This window comes from Isoptericola nanjingensis, assembly GCF_050311635.1.
Lineage (GTDB): Bacteria > Actinomycetota > Actinomycetes > Actinomycetales > Cellulomonadaceae > Isoptericola > Isoptericola nanjingensis.
The window spans coordinates 418,078-440,432 of record NZ_JBNOZL010000005.1 but is presented as its reverse complement, the minus strand read 5'-3'; the positions used below and the strand labels follow the sequence as shown (position 1 = coordinate 440,432).

The 22,355-nt window shown below is 72.2% G+C and carries 12 protein-coding genes; 7 read left to right on the top strand and 5 right to left on the bottom strand.

Annotated features, from left to right (window positions below):
* Nucleotides 1-76: 76 nt before the first annotated feature.
* A complete protein-coding gene (locus ACQP6G_RS12510; protein ID WP_429764642.1) occupies nt 77-2,263 on the bottom strand; it encodes a hypothetical protein in 2,187 nt (728 codons plus the stop codon).
* Nucleotides 2,264-2,532: 269 nt separating this feature from the next.
* Entirely contained in the window at nt 2,533-4,044 is a 1,512-nt protein-coding gene (locus ACQP6G_RS12505; RefSeq protein WP_429764641.1) for a S8 family peptidase, read from the bottom strand.
* Between the two features lie 314 nt (nt 4,045-4,358).
* Between ACQP6G_RS12505 and glf the strand changes: the two genes are divergently transcribed.
* From glf to ACQP6G_RS12490, 3 genes are read left to right on the top strand one after another with little or no spacing between them, the layout of a single operon-like run.
* The gene (gene glf, locus ACQP6G_RS12500) at nt 4,359-5,516 is read left to right on the top strand and encodes a UDP-galactopyranose mutase (protein ID WP_429764640.1); all 1,158 of its coding nucleotides are present in this window, start codon (nt 4,359-4,361) and stop codon (nt 5,514-5,516) included.
* Nucleotides 5,513-7,474, top strand: a complete 1,962-nt coding sequence (locus tag ACQP6G_RS12495; RefSeq protein WP_429764639.1) for a glycosyltransferase — start codon at nt 5,513-5,515, stop codon at nt 7,472-7,474. Before glf ends, ACQP6G_RS12495 begins: the two co-directional genes overlap by 4 nt.
* Before the next feature lie 52 nt (nt 7,475-7,526).
* On the top strand, nt 7,527-10,103 hold the full coding sequence (locus ACQP6G_RS12490) for a polysaccharide pyruvyl transferase family protein (RefSeq protein WP_429764638.1): 2,577 nt from the start codon (nt 7,527-7,529) through the stop codon (nt 10,101-10,103).
* A 45-nt stretch (nt 10,104-10,148) separates the two neighbouring features.
* Here the strand turns inward: ACQP6G_RS12490 and ACQP6G_RS12485 are convergent, their stop codons facing one another.
* Nucleotides 10,149-12,266 (bottom strand): acyltransferase family protein, encoded by a 2,118-nt coding sequence (locus tag ACQP6G_RS12485; protein ID WP_429764637.1) that lies wholly within the window; start codon nt 12,264-12,266, stop codon nt 10,149-10,151.
* A 446-nt stretch (nt 12,267-12,712) separates the two neighbouring features.
* On the opposite strand from ACQP6G_RS12485, the gene ACQP6G_RS12480 reads away from it, so the two are divergent.
* From ACQP6G_RS12480 to ACQP6G_RS12465, 4 genes are read left to right on the top strand one after another with little or no spacing between them, the layout of a single operon-like run.
* On the top strand, nt 12,713-13,972 hold the full coding sequence (locus tag ACQP6G_RS12480; RefSeq protein ID WP_429764636.1) for a nucleotide sugar dehydrogenase: 1,260 nt from the start codon (nt 12,713-12,715) through the stop codon (nt 13,970-13,972).
* Nucleotides 13,973-14,023: 51 nt separating this feature from the next.
* Nucleotides 14,024-15,094 carry a class I SAM-dependent methyltransferase gene (locus ACQP6G_RS12475; RefSeq protein WP_429764635.1) on the top strand — a complete coding sequence of 357 codons (1,071 nt, stop codon included), beginning with the start codon at nt 14,024-14,026 and terminating at the stop codon, nt 15,092-15,094.
* 39 nt (nt 15,095-15,133) lie between these two features.
* On the top strand, nt 15,134-17,248 hold the full coding sequence (locus tag ACQP6G_RS12470) for an acyltransferase family protein (RefSeq protein WP_429764634.1): 2,115 nt from the start codon (nt 15,134-15,136) through the stop codon (nt 17,246-17,248).
* On the top strand, nt 17,245-19,719 hold the full coding sequence (locus tag ACQP6G_RS12465; protein WP_429764633.1) for a glycosyltransferase: 2,475 nt from the start codon (nt 17,245-17,247) through the stop codon (nt 19,717-19,719). The genes ACQP6G_RS12470 and ACQP6G_RS12465 overlap by 4 nt, the downstream gene beginning before the upstream one ends.
* 1 nt (nt 19,720) lies before the next feature.
* Here ACQP6G_RS12465 and ACQP6G_RS12460 read toward each other — a convergent pair whose 3' ends face one another.
* Both ACQP6G_RS12460 and ACQP6G_RS12455 read right to left on the bottom strand, forming a co-directional pair.
* Nucleotides 19,721-20,077 carry a hypothetical protein gene (locus ACQP6G_RS12460; RefSeq protein ID WP_429764632.1) on the bottom strand — a complete coding sequence of 119 codons (357 nt, stop codon included), beginning with the start codon at nt 20,075-20,077 and terminating at the stop codon, nt 19,721-19,723.
* Between the two features lie 52 nt (nt 20,078-20,129).
* Nucleotides 20,130-22,343, bottom strand: a complete 2,214-nt coding sequence (locus ACQP6G_RS12455) for a CDP-glycerol glycerophosphotransferase family protein (protein WP_429764631.1) — start codon at nt 22,341-22,343, stop codon at nt 20,130-20,132.
* Nucleotides 22,344-22,355: the final 12 nt, after the last annotated feature.

The window sequence follows — 22,355 nt, the reverse complement described above, 5'->3', positions numbered from 1 at the left end:
CCCCCCCCCCCCCCCCCCCCCCCCCCCCCCCCCCCCCCCCCCCCCCCCCCCCCACCCCGTGGTCACGCGCCGGCCGTCAGCCCAGCCCGCGCACCCACTGCGTCGACGACCCGTACATCCACGACCCCGAGTGGTCGACGATCTTCCACACACCGCCCTTGGCGACGGCGCTGCTGACGCCGTCGGCCTCGACGACGATCTGCTCGCAGCCGTCCTCCGTCGCGTAGGGATAGGCGGAGGCACGGTAGGTCTTGCCGTTCGACCCGACGTACGAGATCTCCAGGTCGTCCCAGACGCTCACGGCCGGGTCCCCGAGCGAGCACCCGACGAACCACGCATCGACGAAGGAGACCCCGTCGACCGTCCCCGCCTCGGTGTCCCAGAGAGACTGCATCCAGAAGTTGCCCACGAACCACTTGCCGGGCGCGTAGGGGTCGGACCGGCTGGAGTCGACCCAGAGCGTGGCCGGCTTCGAGTAGGTCGTGCCTGCGACGTTCGACACCCGAACGCGGTAGTCGGCGAGCGTGTGCTTGGAGCGCGCGGTGAACGCGTAGGACGACGAGGTGCGGTCGGACACGTTCTTCCACGTGCCCGACTCCGCCGTCCGCACCTGCCACTGGTACTTCAGCCTGCCGCCGGTCGCGGACGCCGAGAACCGGGCGGACTGGCCGGTGGTGACCCACAGCGCGTCGGGCTGGTTCGTCACCCTGGGCGTGCTGACGCCCACGGGCCAGGCCACCGTGGCGGTGGCCGCGCTGGTCCGGGACGACGTCGCGTACCCCGGGCGGACGCCGGTGACGGTGACGGTGATCTTCTTGCCGTGCAGGGCCGACGTCAGCGTGAACGACGACCTCGTGGCGCCCTTGATGGCGGTGCCGTTCGCCTTCCACTGGTACTTCCACGACGTCGGTGCGGGGCTCCAGGTGCCCTTGCTGCTCACCTTGAGCGTGGAGCCGACGCGGACGGTCCCGGAGACCTGGGGCGCGGAGGTCCTGGAGTAGACGCGCAGCACGGTCGTGCCGGAGCTCGTCACGGTGCGCGTGGTGTAGCCGCTGCGGCTGCCCGTCACGGCGACGGTGAGCGTCCTGCCGGCGTACCTCGACGGGATCGTGTACGTGGAGCGCGTGGCGCCCGGGATCGACCGGCCGCTGATCTTCCACTGGTAGCGGTAGGTCGTCGCCCCGGGGTTCCACGTCCCGCGCGACACGGAGACCGTGCTGCCCGCCTTGACGGTGCCCTTGACGGTCGGCCTCGGCGCCGACAGCACCCCCGGCGCGACCTTCGTGCCGGCGCTCGTCCTCGTGACCGTGGTGTACCCGGTCTTCTTCCCGGTCACCTTGACGGTGAGGGTCCGGCCCTTGGCCGTCGACGGCAGCGTGTAACTCGACCCCGTGGCGCCCGAGACCTTCGTGCCGGACACGTACCACTGGTAGCCCAGCGTGGTCCCGGAGGTCCAGGTGCCCGGCTTGGCGGTGACCTTCGAGCCCACGCGCACGGTGCCGCTGATCGTGGGCGTCCCCGCGGACAGGCCGGCCGCGACGACGACGGCGGTCCGGTCCGACGTGAGCGTCCGGGACGTGTAGCCCTCCGCGGCGCCCGACACCGAGACCGCGATCGTCCTGCCCAGGTCGGCGGCCGTCAGGGTGTACGTCGGCTTCGTGGCCCCGCTGACGGGGTCGTGGCCCCGCCACCACTGGTACGTGAGGGTGGCCGCCGGCTCCCAGGAACCGGCCTTCGCGGTGAGGGTCTGCCCGTACCTCGCCGTCCCGCTGATCGTCGGGGCGTCGGTCACGAGCTCGCCCTCGGCCACCGTGCCGGCGGCGACGACCACGACCGACGCCGAGGTCGCGCCGTCGACGGCGCCCTCGGGAGCCGTGCCGGTGACCTCGACGCTGACCTGCTCGCCGACGGTCGCGGGCCCGAGCGTCAGCGTGGGCTCCGTGCCCTCCGCGACCAGGGAGTCGCCGGCGAACCAGCGGTAGGTGAAGGCGAGCCCGATCCCGGCCGGCGCCCACAGCTCCGGCCGCGGGTCGACCGCGACCTCCTCGCCGACCTGCAGCGTGCCGTCGACGAGGAGCTGCTCCGCCGCCGGGGCGACGACGTCCGTCGGGGCCACCGTCGGTTCGTCCGCGGCCTCCGTCGCGACGACGGACGCCGAGGCCGGTGGTGCGACCAGGAGCGGTGTGACGACCAGAGCCAGGGCCGTGACGAGCGCCGCCGCGCGACCGCGACGTCGTCGCGCCGCCGGGTGGAGAGGTTCCACGGGTCCTCCGAGGATCAGCGGCCGGCGGAGCGGCCACGAGACGAAGCACGGCCGTCGTGGCCACGACCGCTCAGGGCCGGTCGCCTCGTCGCGCGGGCGCGGTCCGGCGGTGCTGCACGTCAGTATGGGGAACCGCGAGGGACGTTCTACGACATATCCACCCAGGTCAGCGGTTTTCACCCGGCCGCACCGGGTGAAACTCCGTCGACGACGCAGGGCGGCCCGCAGCACGCTGCGGGCCGCCCTCCCCCTGCGGTCGTCGTGCTCGGTCAGCCCAGCGTCACCGCGTCGAGGGCGTCGACGAGGCCGTCACCGAAGAAGCTGTTCTCCTCCGGCGTCCCGACGCACGTCGGCCCGACGGGCGTCGTCCCGCAGGGCCGGTCGTCCGCCTGGTCGCGCACGGCCTGCTCGAGCTGGGCGGGCGTCCAGTCCGGGTGCGCGGACTTCATGAGCGCGAGCACGCCCGCGACGTGCGGCGACGCCATGGACGTGCCGCTCTTGGTGTCCCACGTGCCGTTCAGCTCGGTCGAGACGATGGCGCTGCCCGGGGCGGCGACGTCGATCTTGCCGAGGCCGCGGTTGGAGAAGGAGCTCAGGGCTCCGGTGCTCGTGACGGACGAGACCGTCACGACCCCGTCCGCCTCGGTCGGGATGTCCTCGCAGCCCGAGTTGATGGTGCGGTCCACGGCCGTCGAGTCGTTGGGGCTCGACGTGTCGCGGGTGTTGTTCGCCAGGTCCGTGGACGCGTTGCCGGCCGCCGCGGCGTGCACGGCGCCCCGGTCGGTGGAGAAGTCGATCGCGCGGCGCACGGCCTCCTTCACCGCGGCCTGGTCGGGCTGGTCCTCACACCAGTACATGAACGGGTCGATGTAGTACGAGTTGTTGGTGACGTCCACGCCGTGCAGGCCCGCCCAGACGAAGCCGCAGACGGCGTACTCGGGGTAGATGAAGCCGTCGTCGTTGACGACCTTCACGGACGCCATCTTCACGCCCGGCGCGACGCCGACGATGCCCAGCCCGTTGTCGGCCGCCGCGATCGTCCCGGCCACGTGGGTGCCGTGGTCGGACGTCGTGGGCAGCCAGCCGGTGGCCGACGTGTCGGGGCGCCCCGCCGCGGTGCAGTTCACGGACGCCGCCGTGTCGACCTGCGTCGCGAGGTCGGGGTGCGTGGCGTCGATGCCGGAGTCGAGGACGCCGACCAGCACGTCCGGCGAGCCCGGGTTGATCTCGATCGCCCGGTCGGCCTTGATCATCGCCATGTCCCACTGGGTGGCCTCGCCCGGGTCCGGGACGGCCGTCGCGCCGGCGCCGTCCTCGACGACGGCACCGGGCTTCTTGGTGACCTTCGCCTTCCACGGGCCGCCCTTGGCACCCGGGACGTCGTCGGCGACGGCGGGCGTGCCCTCGCTCACCGGGACGGTCCGGGTGACGCCGACCGACTCGACGGCGTGCCCGCGCGCGAGGCGCACGACGTCGGCGCGGAAGTCCGCGCGTGCCGCGTGCGCGACCACGACGCCGATCTCGGGCCACGACTGGACGACGACGCCTCCCGCCGCCTCGACGGCCCGCTCCGCGAGACGCGTCTGGCCGGGGTTCGCGTGCTTGGCGTTGACGACGTAGGAGAAGGTCTGGCCGTCGGGGGTGGTCACCGGGACCGGCGTGGACGGCGGCTCGGCCGCGGTGCCGCCGGCGACGGCGGCGCTTCCGGCGCCGGCGATCAGGAGGGCCGTGGCGGCGCCGACGGCGACCAGACGCGCGCGATGGGTGGTGCGCAGGCTCATGGTGTCCCCTTCGAAGAGGTGCGGTCGCCTCGTTGCGACCGTCACCAGGTGACGGTAGAGCGCCCGGGCCCCCAGAGCCCGTCGAACGCACCGCCGGGTCGGCGTCGCGGGTTTTCTTGACGTCCGGGTAACGCCCGGGTGAACCCGGATGAACACTGTCCGATCATCAGGAGACGCCGTTCAATTCGGCACTTTTGCGGCCTGTCGTGCCCCTAATCTCGGATCCCGTGACCAGCCCGGCACGCACCCCGGTGGTCCTGCTTCTGCCGTGCATGTTCACGGCACCGATTTCGCATTCTTGAGGAGGTCGTCGTATGACGGACGCTGTCGTGGTGGGCTCGGGGTTCTTCGGCCTGACCGTTGCCGAGAGGCTCGCCGAACAGTACGGCGCGAACGTTCTCGTGATCGACCGGCGCCACCACGTCGGCGGCAACGCCTACAGCGCTCTGGAGCCCGAGACCGGCATCGAGGTCCACCAGTACGGCGCCCACCTGTTCCACACGTCGAACGAGCGGGTGTGGGAGTACGTCAACCGGTTCACGGCGTTCACGGGCTACGTGCACCGGGTGTACACGACGCACCGGGGCGAGGTGTTCCCGATGCCGATCAACCTGGGCACGATCAACCAGTTCTTCCGGTCGGCGCACGGCCCCGACGCGGCGCGGGCGCTCATCGCCGAGCTCGCGGGCGAGCTCGCGGGCAAGGACCCCGAGAACCTCGACGAGCAGGGCGTGTCGCTCATCGGGCGACCGCTGTACGAGGCGTTCATCCGCGACTACACCGCCAAGCAGTGGCAGACCGACCCCACCGAACTCCCCGCGTCGATCATCAAGCGGCTCCCCGTGCGCTACACGTACGACAACCGCTACTTCAACGACACGCACGAGGGCCTGCCGGTGGACGGGTACACCGCATGGCTCGAGCGGATGGCCGACCACCCGCGCATCGAGGTGCGGCTCGAGACGGACTTCTTCGACGAGGGGCAGCCGGTCAACAAGGCCGCGACCGTCGGCCAGGTGCCCGTCGTCTACACGGGCCCCGTCGACCGCTACTTCGAGTTCACCGAGGGCGAGCTGTCGTGGCGCACCCTGGACTTCGAGCAGGAGGTCCTGCCGGTCGGCGACTTCCAGGGCACCCCGGTCATGAACTACGCCGACCTGGACGTGCCCTATACGCGCACCCTCGAGTTCCGCCATTTCCACCCCGAACGCGACTACCAGCGCGAGAAGACCGTCGTCGTACGGGAGTACTCGCGTTTCGCCGAGCGCGGCGACGAGCCGTACTACCCGGTCAACACCTCGGCGGACCGCGATCGGCTGCAGCTGTACCGCAAGCACACGGAAGGCGAGAAGGACGTGTTCTTCGGCGGCCGACTGGGTACCTACCAGTACCTCGACATGCACATGGCGATCGGGTCCGCCCTCTCCATGGTCGACAACAAGCTCGGCGCGGTCTTCGGGGGTGCGGCGTGACTCTCCTGGCACAGCTCGAGACGGCCTCGGAGGCCGAGGTGTCCCGCCGCGTCGTGCACCAGGTGGTGCTGCCGCCGGACGCCGACCCGGACACGCTCCCGCTGTACGTGGACTTCACGATGGCGCGCGCCGCCGAGGAGGCGCACCCGGACGTCGCGCCCGCCGAAGCAGGAGCCGAGGTGCTGGGCCGCAGGTCGCTGCGCCTCGACCACGGCCGCGAGGCGTCGTTCGGCACCTACTTCGGCGCGTTCCCCGCCGGGTACTGGCGGCGCTGGACCGACGTCGCCGAGGTGCGGCTCAGCCTCCGGCTCTCGGGGCCCGCGACCGTCGCGGTGTACAAGTCGAACGCGCGGGGAAACCCGCAGCGGGTGCGGTTGATCCACAGCGTGGACGGCGTCGTCGACGTCGACCTGACGCTCGCGTCCTTCGGCGACGGCGGCTGGTACTGGTTCGACCTGTACGCCTCCGACGGCGCCGTGACCCTCGAGTCCGCGGAGTGGAGCGTCGACGGGTCGTACGCCCGCAAGCACGGCACGGCCTCCATCGCGATCACCACGTTCAACCGCCCCGACTACTGCGTCGCGCAGCTGCACGCGCTCGGCGGCGACGAGGGCCTCCAGGACGTGGTGGACCGGATCTACGTGGTCGACCAGGGCAGCAGGCTCGTCCAGGACCAGCCCGACTTCGCCGAGGCCGCCGCCCGGCTCGGCGGCCGCCTGTCGCTCGTGCGCCAGGGAAACCTCGGGGGCTCCGGCGGCTTCTCGCGCGGCATGGCGGAGACGCTGCAGGCCGGCGAGTCCGACTACGTGCTGCTGCTCGACGACGACGTCGTCTCGGAGCCCGAGGGCATCGCCCGCGCGGTCGCCTTCGGCGACTTCGCCCGGACGCCCACGATCGTGGGCGGCCACATGTTCTCGATGTTCGAGAAGTCGTGCCTGCACACCTTCGGCGAGCGGGTCAACCGCTACTCGTTCTGGTGGGGCAAGATCGAGAACACGTTCGACCGGCACGACTTCTCGCTGCACCCCCTGCGCACGACCCCGTGGCTGCACCAGCGCGTGGACGTCGACTACAACGGCTGGTGGATGTCGCTGATCCCGGTCGAGGCGCTGCGCACGGTGGGCCTGTCGCTCCCCGTGTTCATCAAGTGGGACGACGCCGAGTACAGCCTGCGCGCCACCGACCACGGCATCCCGACGGTCTCCCTCCCCGGGGCCGCGGTGTGGCACGTGCCGTGGGTCGACAAGGACGACGCGATCGACTGGCAGGCCTACTACCACCAGCGCAACCGGTGGCTCGCGGCCATGCTGCACTCGCCGTACCGCGGCGGCGGCGAGCTGCCGCGGGCGAGCTTCGTCGGCGACGTCAAGCACCTGCTGCAGCTGCAGTACTCGGCCGTCGAGCTGCGCCTGCGGGCCCTCGAGGACCTGCTCCAGGGCCCCGAGCACCTGCACGCGACGATCGGCTCCACGCTGCCCGAGGTGCGGGCGCTGCGGGCGCGGTTCCCCGACGCCGTGGTGGAGAAGGACCCGGGGGCCTTCCCGCTCACCCGGCGCCACCGCCCCTCCCGCCGGGGCAAGGTGCCGTCGGCTCCCGGAGGGAAGCCCCGCGCGCTCGCGTCGGCGCTGACCGGGATGGCCAAGCAGCTGCGCGCCGTGCGGCCGGAGGCGCTCGAGGTGCCCGAGGAGAGGGTCTCGACCACCGCCGCCCGGTGGTGGCGCCTGTCGCACCTCGACTCCGCGGTCGTCACGTCGGCCGACGGCACGGGCGCCTCGATGTACGTCCGCGACCCGAGGAAGTTCCGCGCCTACCTGGTCCGCAGCCTGCGGCTGCACCGGCAGCTGCGCAGCCAGTGGGCGCCGCTGAGCCGGCGGTACCGGAAGGCCATGCCGTCGTTCACCTCGGTCGACGAGTGGCGCGCGACGTTCGACACCCACGGTGTCGACGAGAACGAGTGAAGACACGATGCGGGCACCGCGCAGGCATCACGAGCAGGCAGGGACACAGCGCATGACGGATCCGGCGAAGAAGTACGACGTCGCCATCCTCGGATGGTGGTACGGCAAGAACTACGGTTCGATCCTCACCTACTACGGGCTCAACCGCGCCGTCGAGAGCCTCGGCCGCTCGGTCCTCATGGTGCACGAGCCGCTCGGCTACAACGGCTACCGGGTGCACTGGCCCACGGACATCGTCTCCATGGACTTCGCCCGTCGCGTCGGCTACGAGCACACCGATCAGGAGCACCACTCCGCGCTGCCGCGCCTGAACGACGTCGCACGCACCTTCGTCGTGGGCAGCGACCAGCTGTGGAACCCGCTGATCGGCCGGGTCAACGACGACCTGTTCCTGGACTTCGTCGCCCCGGAGAACCGCCGGGTGGCCTACGGCACGTCGTTCGGGAACCGCGGCACCGACAAGTTCAAGGTGCCGTTCGTCGCGAAGCACGCCGCGAACCTGCAGCAGTTCACCGCGATCTCGGTGCGCGAGGAGTACGCGATCGACACCGCGCGGGACGTCTTCGGCGCCAAGGCGGCGCTCGTCGTCGACCCTGTCTTCCTGCTGCCCGAGGAGCACTACGCCGGCCTCGCCGACAAGGCGACGGTGGCTCCCGGGGGCGAGTACCTCGCGGTCTTCTACCTCGACCCCAACCCGGAGAAGGTGTCCGTCGCGCGGGCGATCGCCGACAAGCTGGGCTTCGACAAGATCCTGGTGATCCCCAACCCCGACGAGGGGCGCGAGAAGGTGACGTCCCTGTTCGCGGACGAGCCGCGGGTCGAGGTCCTGGCCGAGGACGCCCCGGAGAACTTCCTGCGCGCGTACCGCGACGCCGGCTACGTCGTCACCGACAGCTACCACGGCTCGGCCTTCGCGGCGATCTTCGAGAAGCCCTTCTCGTCGATCTACAACACCAAGCGGGGCGCCGACCGGTTCAAGAACCTCATGGCGGCGATGGGTTTCGACGACCAGCGCCGCGTCCTGGAGTCCGACACCGCCGAGACGATCTCCGAGAACGAGTACGTCACCCGGGAGATCGACTTCACGAAGGCCCGCGAGTACATCGAGTCCGGCCGGGCCTCGTCGCTGGATTGGCTGAGGACGGCGCTGGACCCCGAGGCCGAGGGCTCCGCCGCGATCCGCCGCTTCCAGCGGTTCGCCCTGGACAACCCCGCGTTCAGCGCCAACGGCAAGGCCTGGCGCGTCTCGCGCAAGGCGCGCGGCACCCGGCTGAAGGTGGCCCGGGACGGCGCGGCGGTCGGCAACCACGCCTGGACCGCCCTGCCGGAGCCGCTGACGCCGGGCTCGGCGTACCAGCTGACGATCGACTGGACCCCCCGGACCGACGCGCCGGCCGTCAACCTCCACCTCCGCAACCCCGAGACCGGGCAGTTCCGCGCCGTCGGCAAGGTGAACGTCGCGCAGGGCTCGGGCACGGCGCGCCGGGACGCGGTCACCTTCACCGTCTCCGACCCGGGATTCTCCGAGATCATGCTGGGCGCGCTGCACTTCACCGGCCGCAACGCGGGCGCCGAGGTGCGTGGCATCGAGGTCGTGGAGGTGCCCGCAGCCGTCGCCGCCGCGGCACGGCGGAAGGCCTCGGGCAGGCCCCCTGCCAAGGGCTTCGCGGGCCAGGCCAGGGCGCTGGCGCTGGCGGACTACGAACGCCAGGTGCGTTCGTACGATCGCGCCCGCTCGGCGGACAGGATCTCGGGTGCCCGGGCGCGGATGATCTTCCACGCCCACGCGATCGAGAAGGGTCTGAGCCGGAGCAACTTCCGCGCGGGCTTCGGCAAGATCGCGGTCCCGGGGCTCGCCAAGGAGATGAACTCCTGGCTGGCGTCCGGGTTCAGCATCGACGACCCCTACCTGCAGAGCTCCGCGGCCGTGATGAAGACCTACTTCGAGCGGCACGCGGCGCTGCAGCACGACGTCTCCGCCTTCCGTCAGCTCTTCTCCGGCGCGGCGCAGGACCTCATCGACACCACCCGGCACCACGAGGGCGGTGTGCTGCCCGCCGAGCAGACGCGCGAGATCCGCCTCGAGACCGACGACTCGCGAGGCTTCCTCGACGTGGTCTACGGGCGGCGCAGCGTGCGGGAGTTCACCGACGAGCCCGTCAGCGACGCGGACGTCAGCAGGGCCGTGCAGATCGCGATGCAGTCGCCGTCGGTGTGCAACCGCCAGGCCGCCCGCGTGCACCAGTTCCAGGACCCGCAGGTCATCAGGTCGGTGCTGGACATCCAGGGCGGGTTCAACGGCTACGAGATGCCCCCGCGCCTGCTGCTGGTCACCGCCGACCTCGACGCCTTCCTCTTCGCCCCCGAGCGCAACCAGCCGTTCGTGGACGGCGGGCTGTTCATGATGTCGCTGCTCCTCGGCCTGACCCAGGTGGGCCTGGGGTCGTGCTCGCTCAACACCGCGATGGGGAGCGCGAAGGACGCCGCGATCCGCAAGATCATCGACGTCCCCGACAACGAGGTGTTCATCTCCTTCGTCGCGGTCGGCCACTACGACCAGCAGGTCCTGGTGCCGCGGTCGAAGCGGACCCACGTCCAGGACGTCCTCGTCCGGCACGCCGCCGGTTGAGTCCGCCGCCCCGCCGTCGGTCGAGCGACCCACGGCGGGGCGGCGTCAGCCTCCCGCGGTACGGAGCGCGGCGCGCACGCCGTCGGTGACCTCGGGGGTGAGGGTGCGGGCGAACGTCGCGGTGAGGTGACCGTGGTCGAAGTACGCGACGACCCCGCCGACGACGGGGTGGCAGACCTCGTCGTCGCACATGAGGTCGGTGACCTCGCGGACCGTCACCAGCCCGGAGTCGTCCGCACGCCCGGCCGCGGCGAGGGGGTCCGGCTCGAGCGCCTGCGACGGCGGCGCCCCGCAGGCGTCCCAGGACACGGGCCCGGCGGCGAGGCAGTCGGGGACGTCGTCCGGCATCGCGGGGGTGTCGCGCAGCACGAGCACGGGGATGCCGGCGTCGGTGAACGTGGACAGCGTGTCGGCGTAGGCGTCCTGCGCGGCGCCGGCCTGCTCGGGCTCCGGGACGCCCGCCAGGAGCTGGTTGGTGCGCGCCGACAGGACCACGAGGTCGTACCCGCCGTCGACGACCGAGTCGACCGCCCAGCGCGTGGTGTCGAGGCAGCCCTGCGCGTCACCGGCCGCGTCGTACTCCAGCAGCCGCTCGACGGGGTAGCAGGACGACTGGAGGTACGTGTCGACCTGCCAGTCCCCCGCGCCCTCCCCCGCCTCCAGGGCGGGAGCCCAGTGGCCCGCGTGCGAGTTGCCGAGCAGCGCGACCCGCACGGGGGCGTCGTCGGAGCCGTACGTGCAGGTGTTCCGGGTCGTGAACGGCGGGTCGTTCCAGCAGTCGTCCGCGTAGACGGCCGGCTTGTCCTGCGCGGCCGCCTCCGGCGGCGTCAGCAGGCCCTGGATGTCGCAGGACGGGTCGCGGGCGGCACCGGCCCCCGCGCACGCACCGGCGTCGGCGACCCGGGCGGGGGCGGACGCGACCGCCTCGCGCACCCGCTGGTCGGAGGCGGACGCCGCCGAGACGCCCCAGACCGCGGAGACGCCGACGCACACCGCGAGCAGCCCGAACGTCGCGGCGCGCCGGCGTACCAGCACCGGCTGCCGGCGCAACGGGTCCTCGACCCACCGCTTGGTCAGGGCGGCCAGCACCAGCGACGCCACCACGACGGCCACCAGCTCGACACCCCCCATCGCGCGGCCGAGCGCGTAGGGCACGACGACGATCAGCGGCCAGTGCCACAGGTACACGCTGTAGGAGACGTCGCCCAGCCACTGCACCGGGCGCAGAGCGAGCAGCCCGCCGGGCCCGCCGCGGGCGCCGTCGGCGGCCGCCGCGATCACCAGGGCCGTGCCCACCGTCGGCAGGGCGGCCGCGACGCCGGGGAACGGCGTCGTCCCGTCGAAGAGGACCACCGCCGCCACGACCGCTGCCAGCCCCGCCCACGCCGCCGCCGCCCGGACCGGAGCCGGCGGCTGCCACGGCCGCACCGTCACCGCCGCGGCGACGAGCCCGCCCAGCGCGAGCTCCCACAGCCGGGTCGTCGTGACGAAGTACGCCGCGGACGGGTTCGTCGCGGTCAGGTGCACCGACCACGCGAGCGACACGACGACGACCAGCCCGACGACCGCCGTCGGCAGCCACGCCGACAGCGACGCCGGACGGCCTGCGCCGCGCCGGCGCCACCGCACCGCGACCCACACGGTGAGTCCGATCAGCACCGGCCACAGCACGTAGAACTGCTCCTCGACCGACAACGACCAGTAGTGCTGCACGGGGGACGCCAGCTCCTCGGCGGCCAGGTAGTCCGTCGCCGACCGCGCCAGCGCCCAGTTCTCCACGTACAGCGCCGCGGCCGCGACCTCCCGCGCCACGCGGGCGTGCATCGTCGACGGCAGCCACAGCAGCGTCGCCGCCAAGGTGGCCACGAGCACCACCGTCGCCGCGGGGATGAGGCGACGCACCCGCCGTGCCCAGAACTCCAGCAGGTCGCCCACCCCGCGCACCGGCCGGCGCAGCAGGTGCGACGTGATGAGGAAGCCCGAGATGACGAAGAAGACGTCCACGCCCACGTAGCCGCCCGTCACCGTGCCCGGCAGCAGGTGGTAGACCAGCACCGCGCTCACCGCCAGCGCACGCAGGCCCTGCACGTCGGTGCGGACCTCGGTGCGCGTCGGCGTGCCCGCCGACGAGCCGGCGGGGACGGGCGGGGACAGGATGGTCACGCAGCGCTCCAGGATCGGGTCGGTCCCGACGCGACGGCTCGGGGCGTGGCGGCCCGACGGGCCGGCGCACACTCCCGCGGGGACCGCCTCGGAGAATAGCCCGCCGACCGGTGACGGGCGCAGTCGGGTCCGGTCGCGGGCGCGGCGGGGACCGGGCCTTCACGACACGTCCCGGACGTCTCCACGCCATGTCCGGTCCACCGTCCCGCCGACCACGAGCAGTTCGTCCGCTTGGCGATGTTTCCCGGCGCACGGGGCCGGACGGGCGGTACCCGACGCCCCCGCGGAGGCGGGTATCCTCTCCAACGACATTCAGCCGTTCAGACGGCGTTCACCGGAGCTCCGCCCCCCGCGGTCCCCGGCGCACCTCACACACCGCCGTGGCCTGGTCCCGTCGAGGATTCTTCCTCCCGGGCTCGACCACAGATCGAAAGGACCTGGGCCCCATGCCTCTCGACCTTGCCGTGATCGGCCTTGGTTATGTCGGACTGCCGCTCGCCCGGGAGGCGGTGCGTGCTGGCCTCCAGGTGCGCGGTTTCGACGTCACCACGCCGGTCGTGGACGCGCTCAACGAGGGCCGCTCGCACGTGGACGACATCTCGGACGCGGACGTGGCCTCGATGGTCGAGGCGGGGTTCCGCGCGACCGCCGACGTGGAGGACATCCGTGGTGCGGGCGCCGTGGTGATCTGCGTGCCGACGCCGCTGGGGCAGGACGGCGGGCCGGACCTGGGTGCGGTGATCGCGGCGACCCGCACGGTGGCGGGGGTGCTCGAGCCGGGCATGGTCGTGGTGCTGGAGTCGACGACGTACCCGGGCACCACGGAGGAGGTCCTCAAGCCGATCCTCGAGGAGAGCGGCCTGCGGTGCGGCGAGGACTTCCACCTGGCGTTCTCGCCCGAGCGGATCGACCCGGGCAACCCGACGTACGGCATGAAGAACACGCCGAAGGTCGTGGGCGGGCTCACCCCGGAGGCCACGGAGCGTGCCGCGGCGCTGTACTCGCGGTTCGTGGACACGGTCGTGGTCGCCAAGGGTGCGCGCGAGGCCGAGACGGCGAAGCTGCTGGAGAACACCTACCGGCACATCAACATCGCGCTGGTGAACGAGATGGCGCGGTTCTGCCACGAGCTGGGCATCGACCTGTGGGACGTGATCCGGCTGGCCAAGACCAAGCCGTTCGGGTTCCAGGCGTTCTACCCCGGCCCCGGCGTGGGTGGGCACTGCATCCCGATCGACCCGAACTACCTGAGCCACAACGTGCGCTCGCGTCTGGGCTACCCGTTCCGGTTCGTCGAGCTGGCGCAGGAGATCAACGCGACGATGCCGTCGTACGTGGTGCGGCGTGCGCAGGACATCCTGAACGAGGACGCGAAGGCGATGCGTGGCTCGCGGGTGCTGGTGCTGGGCGTGACGTACAAGCCGAACATCGCCGACCAGCGGGAGTCGCCCGCGGTCGCGGTCGCCCGGGCGTTGGTGGCCCAGGGCGCCGACCTGGTGTTCCACGACCCGCACGTCGCGCAGTGGCACGTCAACGGTGAGGTCCTGGACCGGGTCGCGGACCTCGACACGGCCATCCTCGACGCGGACCTGGTCATCCTGGTGCAGAACCACAGCGCCTACGATGTCGATGTACTGGCGGAGAAGTCGGTGCGCTTCTTCGACACGAAGGGCGCGACGACCCACCCCGACGCCATCCGGCTCTGACCGGCGGGCCGGAACGGACCGGCGCCGAACACCTGACGTCGAAGGAGCCCCATGCGCGCCCGAAGCCTCACGGCCCTCTCAGTGGTCGCCGTGGCAGCAGTCGTGGGCGTCGTCGCCGCCCTCCTGGGCAGCGCCGACGTCGCGCTGGCGGTTCTCGTCGCGCTGGTCGGCGGGGTCGCGGGGGTCGCGGTGCTGACCTACCGGCGGGCCGGGACGGCATCCGCTCGCGCGCAGGCTGCCGAGCAACAGCTTCGTGAGCTCCGCAAGGAGCTTGCGCGCGAGCGCAAGGTCACCACGTCGGCGACCGCGCAGCTCCGTCGCCAGGTGGCACGCACCGACACGTCGGTCGCGCGGTGGCGCTCCGACCTCGAGGCGACGGTGCGCGCCGACGTCGTGCCGCCGCTGGGCGAGGTCTCCGCCAGGCTCGACGGTCTGGACGGCGACGTCCGGCACCTCCGGCGACGGGTCGAGAACGTCCGGAGCCTGGTCCATGCGGCGCGGCCGGGGACCCTGCTCACCCAGATGCAGGCGCTCGATCAGCTCCGGTCCAAGTTCGACGTCTCCGGCCCGCTCCCCGACGTCGGGGGCTGGGCCCTCGATCCGACCGCGCTCGTCTGGCTCGTCGACGAGATCGAGCGTCGGCGTCCCGAGCACGTCGTCGAGTGCGGGAGCGGCACCTCCACCTTCTGGATCGCCATGGCCCTGCGCCAGAACGGCCGCGGCCGGGTCACCGCGCTCGACCACCTGGAGGGGTACGCCGCGCGAACCAGGTCGTCCCTCGAGCGGCACGGGCTGTCCGAGGTGGCCGAGGTCCGTCACGCACCTCTGGTGACGACGTCGACCCCGCGTGGCGAGTTCCCCTGGTACGACGTCGACCCTGCGACCCTCGGGGCGATCGACCTGCTCGTCGTCGACGGACCGCCCGAGGCGACCGGCCCGCTCGCCCGCTATCCCGCGCTCCCCGTGCTGCACGGGGCGTTGCTCCCCGACTCTCACGTCCTGGTCGACGACGTGCACCGCGAGGACGAGAGGAAGGCGATCGAGCACTGGCTCGAGGATCTGCCCCGCCTCCGGCGCGCCGAATACAGGAACGATGTCTCCGAGGTGCTGACCTATGAGTAACCTCGGCTGCCCGCCCGCCCCCTGCACGAAAGCCTTCGAATGACCGTCGACTCGCGCGCCGTCCCGGACGTCTCGGCCTCCGCCGAGACCTCCGGCGCTGCTCCGCGCGCCACGCGCTTCCGCCCCGACGTGGAGGGACTCCGCGCGATCGCGATCGGGAGCGTGCTGCTCTATCACGCCGGGATCGTCTTCATCCCCGGCGGCTTCATCGGCGTGGACGTCTTCTTCGTCATCTCCGGATTCCTCATCACGGGCCAGCTCGTGCGCGAGCTGGAGCGGAGCGGCCGGGTGTCGATGATCCGCTTCTACGCCCGCCGAGCACGACGGCTCCTGCCCGCCGCGGCGCTCGTCCTGGCCGTCACCGCCGCCCTGGTGTTCTTCGTGGGCAGCATCGTCGACCGCCGGGTCTTCGGCGGCGACATCGTCGCGGCCGCCGCCTACGTGGAGAACTGGCGTCTCGCAGGTCGCGCCGTCGACTACCTGGCGGAGGGCGTCAGCGTCTCGCCGGTGCAGCACTTCTGGTCGCTGTCCGTCGAGGAGCAGTTCTACATCGTCTGGCCGCTCCTGCTCGTCGTCGTGGCCTTCCTGGCGCGGCGGTTCCACTGGCCCGCGCGGATCGTGATGGCCGCCGGCCTGTGCCTGATCGTGGTCCCGTCGTTCCTCTGGTCCGTCATGATGTCCACCTCGAGCCCGGCCAACGCGTTCTTCGTGACCACGACCCGGCTCTGGGAGCTCGGGATCGGCGGTCTCGTGGCCGTCGGCGTCGCGATCTGGCCCCGCGTGCCGCGAGCCGTCGCTCTGGTCCTCGGCTGGGGCGGTATCGCGGCCATCGTCGCGGGCGCGCTGCTCCTCGACGAGACGGCCGTCTGGCCCGGCTCCCTGGCGCTCGTCCCGGTCCTCGGCACCGCGGCAGTGATCATCGCCGGGGCGAGCAGCTCGGCCCCCGGGTTCCTCGGCAACAAGCTCATGGTGTGGCTCGGCGGCCTGTCCTACTCGCTGTACCTCTGGCACTGGCCGCTGCTCATCGCCGCCACCTGGGTGTGGGGCGAGCTCGGCCAGAAGCGCGGGCTGCTCATCGTGGTGCTCGCCGTCATCCCCGCGTGGCTGTCGTACAAGCTCGTCGAGAACCCCGTGCGGCGGATCGCCCAGGAGCGCTGGTCGCCCCGGATGACCCTTTCGGTCGGGCTCAACCTGACCGCCCTCACCGTGATCGCCGGGCTCCTCCTCATGAGCGGCACCCCCACGAGCGCCCCGGCGAACGCCAGCGTCGAGGGCAAGGGCGCGCAGAGCCTCGAGATGAAGGACGGCGAGGCGACCGGGATCCCGAACCCCGACACGGTCGAGAGCTTCACCCCGCTCCCCCAGGACGCCGCCGCCGACAAGCCCGACGCCTACGACCGCGGCTGCCAGGTGGACCAGAAGGTCGCCATCCCCAAGCCCTGCGCCTACGGCGACCGGGAGGGCAAGACGCACCTGATGCTCCTCGGCGACTCCAAGGCCCTCCAGTGGATCGACGCGCTCGACCCGATCGCGAAGGACCACGGCTGGAAGCTCGACGTCGCCACCAAGAGCGCGTGCGGCTTCTCGAGCGCGCAGATCAACGACGGGCAGGGCGACCCCTACGTGAGCTGCACGCAGTACAACGAGGCCCTGCTGCAGATGGTGCTCGACGAGAAGCCCGACGCCGTCATGGTCTCGCAGACCACGAGCTACTCCTACGACAGCGCGGGCGAGCGGACGCAGGACGCGATGGTCGAGGCCCTCGAGTCCACGTGGAAGACGCTCGAGGACGCCGGGATCGACGTGATCGCGATCGCGGACAACCCCGACCCGGTCGATCTCCCGGCCGGCGACGGCGAGGTCTACAAGTGCGTCGCCGAGTACATGGACTCCCTGTCCAGCTGCGCCTTCTCCAAGGAGGCCGGGCTCGACAAGAGCGGCACCCCGGCGATGCTGGCGACCGCCGACCTCCTGCCGTCGGTCGACGTCGTCAACATGAACGACCTGGTCTGCACCGACGTCTGCCCGCCGGTGATCGGTGACATCCTCGCCTACCGGCAGGGTTCGCACCTCTCCCGCACCTACGTGAAGTCCACGACCCCGATCCTCGAACGACGCCTGACCCCCGTGATCGAGGAGGCCCGCGCGTCGTGAGCCGGCGGACCGAGCACGGCGCACCCGGGGGCGCGGGTTCCACGACGTTCGTCACGCACCCCGACGTCGTGCTCGCCGCGGCACGGCACGCCGAGGGCCTCGGGGCCTCAGGTGGCCGCGTCACCTCCCTGGCGCTCGACATGCAGGCGCCCACCGCCCGGGAGATCGTCGCGCGGATGATCGACCCGCACGCCGACTACGCCGCGGTCGTCGGGGCGGCTCTCGACCCCTCGTCCGACCTCCTCGGCACGGAGGCCGGACGGACCGGTGAGCTGCTCTGCTCGCTCGCCCGGATGGTCGGGCACCAGCAGGCGACCGAGGACGACGTGCCGCACGCGCTGGCCCTCTTCGCCGCCGCTCGACGGCGCGTCCCCGTCCGCCGCTGGTCCGTCCCCGACCGGCGCGCCCTCGCCCAGCTCCTGTGGGCTCACGGCGAGCACGACACCTTGCGTCGCGACGCGGCCCTGCTGTCGTCTCTCGACGCCGGGACGCGGGCGTTCTTCCGGCTCGACCTCCACGGCGAGGAGCACGGCGTCGCGTCGGAGTCGTGGCTCGCCGAGCTCAACGACAACCTCCGGGCCTTCGGGATCGACCCGGTCGGGCTGACGCCGGAGGGCGCCACCCCCTTCGACCGCCTGCAGCCCGGAACGACCCGGACGGCGGGGCCGGGCCCGCTGATCACCGTGGTGATGCCGGCCTACCGGCCCGGACCGGAGTCGATCACCGCGGTGCGCTCCGTCGTGCAGCAGACATGGCAGGACTGGGAGCTGCTCGTCGTCGACGACGCCTCCGGCGACGAGTTCGAGGCCGTCTTCGCGCAGCTCCAGGGCCTGGACCCCCGGGTGCGCGTCCTGCGTCAGCCCGTCAACCGGGGCACCTACGCTGCGCGCAACCGCGCGCTGGAGGAGGCCCGCGGAGAGTTCGTCACGTTCCAGGACACCGACGACTGGTCGCATCCCGAGCGGCTCGAGCGGCAGGTCCGCCCGCTCCTCGAGGACCCGTCCCTCCTGAGGACGCTCAGCCGCTCCCTGCGGTGCGACGACGACCTCGTCTTCCAGCGCCTGGGGAACGACCCGGTCCACGCCAACGCCTCGTCGCACCTGTTCCGGCGCTCCGTCCTCGACACGGTCGGCCGCTTCGACTGGGTGCGCAAGAGCGCCGACACGGAGTTCGACCTGCGGCTGGAGGCGGTGTTCCCCGGCCGCCGCCTGCAGCTGCAGGAGCCCTTGGCCTTCGTGCGGCTCCAGGTGGACTCGCTCTCCCGCAACGACGTCCGGCCCGGCTGGATGCATCCCACGCGCGTCGAGTACCGGGCTGCGACGATCCACTGGCACCGGCAGATCGAGGCCGGGGCGAGCCCGCGGATCCCCGCGGACGTCACGCAGCGCCCGCTGACGGCGCCGCGCCCGTTCCTGCGGGACGTCGGGCTCCCGGAGCAGGGGGTCGACGTCGCCTTCGTCGCCGACTGGACGATGGACGGCGCCACCCAGCGCACCGCGCTCGCCGAGATGGCGGCCCTCGCGCGCACCGGCCTGCGCGTAGGTCTCGTCCACGTGCGCAGCGCGTTCAGCGAGGCGCCCCGTCGAGCGCCGCTGTCCCTCGCCGCGCGCCGCGCCCTCGCCGACCGGACGCTCACGTTCGTGTCCCTCGAGGAGCAGGACCACGTGCCGACGATCGTCGTCCGGCAGCCCGACGTCCTCGAGTTCCCCACGTCGCGCCCGGTGGCCCTCAGCACGGACCGCGTGGTGGTCGTCGCGGACGCGGGGTCGCGTGCGGCCGGCGGTCCCGGCGTCCGCTGGGTCGCCGAGGACTGCGAGCGGAACGTCGAGACGCTCTTCGGCGTCGCCCCGGAGTGGATCGCCCCCGACGATCCCGCGCATGCGTACCCGCGGGTCCTCGACGTGCCGCGGTGGCCCGGGACGCTGCCGCGCCGGTTCAGGAACGACCGGCCGGTCGTCGGCTGGATCTTCGGCGGCGAGCCGTCCGCGCTGCCCGACGGCGCCGCCCGTCTGCGAGAGGTCTTCCCGGTCGACGGCACGGTCGACGTCCGCCTTCTCGGGAGCCGCCGCGTCCTCGCCGGGGCCCTCCCCGCCGTCCCGGCCGAGTGGCTCGTCTACGAGACGGGCGAGGTCACCGCACGGCAGCTGCTGCACCAGGTCGACGTCGTCGTCGCCTTCCCCCGAGCGGTGACGGCCGAGGCGCTGCGCACGGTGCAGGAGGCGCTCGCCGAGGGCTGTGTGCCGGTCGTCTCGCCAGAGCTCGCCCCGCACTTCGGCGACGCCGTGCTGATGTGCGCACCCGACGAGGTCCCCGGCCTCGTCGGACGGCTGCGGGCCGACGAGGCCGCCTTCCGCGAGCGGTCGCGCCGTGGATGGCGGTGGGCGGACGAGCGGTTCGCGGACTCCGGGCGACGCGTCGTCGACGCACTGGGCCTGGCGGCCCCGTCGTCGAGCCCGACCGGATCGCCGTAGGTCAGCGGGCGGCGCCGGCCTCGCGCTCGGTGGCCTCCAGCCGGACGGCGCCGACGTCGGCGACGACGCGCCGCGCCATCGCGTCGGCGTGCTCCGCGTGCGCGGCGGCGGCCCGGTCGCTCTTCTTCTGACCCGCCAGGACGAGGTCGGCCTTGGCCGCCAGCCGTGCGGTGCCCTCGTCGATCCGCGCGGCCAGGGTGCGGCCGACGCTGTGGACCAGGCCAGCCCCGAGGACGGCGGCCACGCCGAGCGCGGCCCCGCCCAGCTCGGTGCTGGAGGCCGCGAAGCCGACGGCGGCGACCACGCCGGCCAGCGCGGTCAGAGACGTGAGGACGTTGGTCCTCGAGAGCTGGGGCACGATTGCTCCTCGAACTCGGTCGACAGGGATGATGGGGCGCAGACCGCCATGGTCACAGCGGCCGCTCGGGGATCCGTTCCTCGATCGCCGCGACGGTCCGTGCACAATTCTGCCGGTCCCGCCGCGGGAACGCCGCGTCGATGCGTGCCGTGTAGACGGGATCGGGCCGGCAGTCCCGCTCGAGCAGGCTCTCGACGGCGTCGAGCGTGTCGTCGAGGGTCCGCACGACCGGGCCGAAACCGTCCCGGTCGTAGTCGAACCACGTGGGCGACGAGTGCTTGCTCTCGAACTCCTCCTCGTCGAAGCGCGCGTACACGATCGGCGTTCCCAGGTACGCCACGTCGAAGTGCACCGACGAGTAGTCCGTGACGAAGGCGTCGCAGCCACCGATCAGCTCCTGGAACGACACGGCGTCCGTGTCGGCGATCTCGATGCGCTCTCCCGCCACGGGGGCACCCACGAACCTGGACGCCATGTTGTAGTGGGGCACGAAGGTCAGCCGGTAGTCGTACCGCTCCAGCATCTCGTGCAGTCGCCGACTCTCCAGCAGACCCGACATGAACCGCTGGTAGGTCGACCCCTCGTAGGGGACATCGCCGTCCTGCGAGCCCTTGAGCACCGTCGTCGCGAGGTAGTTCCGCCAGGTCGGCATGAAGAGGACGGTCCTGCTGGCCGAGGTGGGCACCAGCGCGTCGTACCGCGGCATCCCCGCCTCGACGAGCTGGCGGTCGTACCCCGACGCGGCGCGCAACGCCTCCGTCTCCCGCGGCATGACGGTCAGGCAGACGTCGTACCCCGTCATGCCGCGCTTCACCGCGTTCGGGCTGAGGTGGACGCCGTGCTTGAGATACACGCGCAGGGCCCCGACCCGCCAGACGATGTGGCGCGTGTAGTCCTTCACGTCCCACCCGTCCGGCACCAGGTAGGCGATCGAGTAGGCGTTGGCCAGGACGGTGGCGTGCAGCAGGAGCAGCTGGTGCTTCCACGACGAGTGGGCGACGACGTGCCCGTACGGGGCCACGCGGTCGTACTGGGGGCTCGACCGGTCGATGACGTAGTAGGCCCGGCGCCGACGGTTCGACTCACGGAGGTGCCGGAACAGGTGGACGCCGTTGTCCTGCGCGGTGTCCTTCCGCTCACCGACCAGCCAGATCTCACGCCCCGCGAAGAACGGCCGGGTCACGAGCCGGAGGAAGCGGAGCCACCTCATCCGGCGGCCTGCCGACCCCCGGCCGATGAACCCCGCGTCCTTCTTGAGCAGCATGCCGGCCCAGCGCAGGCGGGCCCTCAGCCCGGATCCGACCTGGGTGGTGAGGAATGCCGCGGCTCCGTCGCCGACGGTGTGCAGGAGGTACCTGACGGTGGTCGTCCGTGCCTGCCCGGAGGCATCGACCACCTCGGCATGCGTGCCGACCGTCCGCGCGCTGATCAGCGCGCCCACGCGCGGCCGGAGGTTGCGGCGCAACCGCAGCTCGGGCACCTCGGTGTCCAGCTCGACGACGAAGCGCCGGTGGCCGTTCCCCGCGCCCAGGAGCGGGATCCGGGTCCTCAGGCCCGCCCACTGCGCGTCGCCGCGGTTGCCGACCCGCGGGGTCAGCGGTACCGGCCCCGACCGGGCGACGTCACCCGACGGGCCGGTCAGCGCGAGGCGGTACCGCCAGGGCGGCTCGGGCATCTCCGGGAAGAAGGCCACGGAGAGGAACCCCAGGATCTCGATGTCGCCGTCGCCCGGGTCCACCGCCTCGAGCCACGGGGTCGCCGCGGACAGCGCGAGGCGCCCCAGGAAGTCGGCGAGCAGCGATCCCCGCGTCACGTCGTGCTCCGCGAGCATCCGGTGGACGTACCGGGCCACGCTCAGCTTCGTCCCGTGGTCCGTCCAGAGCAGCAGCGGCATCGGGCTGGTGAGGGACAGCTGGTCCAGCCGCTTGACCTCCTGCCACAGACGCCGGGACCACTCGTCGAGCTTGTCGGGTCGCGGGAGGGTCGCGACGGTGCCGTAGAGGGCACCCGAGGACACCAGCCAGTCGCACGCCGCGTCGTTGTGGTCCCGGCTCAGGTTCGACGCCGACTCCACGGCGGCGGCCTCGTGGCGAGAGACCGCCTTGCTGACGTCCGTGCCGGGGTCGTGCACGACCGCGATCGGGGCACGGCGGAAGCGGGGCATCTTCCGGAGCGCTGCCAGAGCAGGCGCGAGGATCCCCGCCCGGCTCTCACTGACGATGAAGACGAGCGCCATCGTCGGTCTCGGCGCATCCACGTCGCTCACCTGCACGTCGTC

Excerpts from the sequence above, each read along its gene's own strand:
- ACQP6G_RS12505 (WP_429764641.1), bottom strand. The coding sequence starts at position 4,044 with ATGAGCCTGCGCACCACCCATCGCGCGCGTCTGGTCGCCGTCGGCGCC.
- glf (WP_429764640.1), top strand. The coding sequence starts at position 4,359 with ATGACGGACGCTGTCGTGGTGGGCTCGGGGTTCTTCGGCCTGACCGTT.
- ACQP6G_RS12490 (WP_429764638.1), top strand. The coding sequence starts at position 7,527 with ATGACGGATCCGGCGAAGAAGTACGACGTCGCCATCCTCGGATGGTGG.
- ACQP6G_RS12480 (WP_429764636.1), top strand. The coding sequence starts at position 12,713 with ATGCCTCTCGACCTTGCCGTGATCGGCCTTGGTTATGTCGGACTGCCG.
- ACQP6G_RS12475 (WP_429764635.1), top strand. The coding sequence starts at position 14,024 with ATGCGCGCCCGAAGCCTCACGGCCCTCTCAGTGGTCGCCGTGGCAGCA.
- ACQP6G_RS12470 (WP_429764634.1), top strand. The coding sequence starts at position 15,134 with ATGACCGTCGACTCGCGCGCCGTCCCGGACGTCTCGGCCTCCGCCGAG.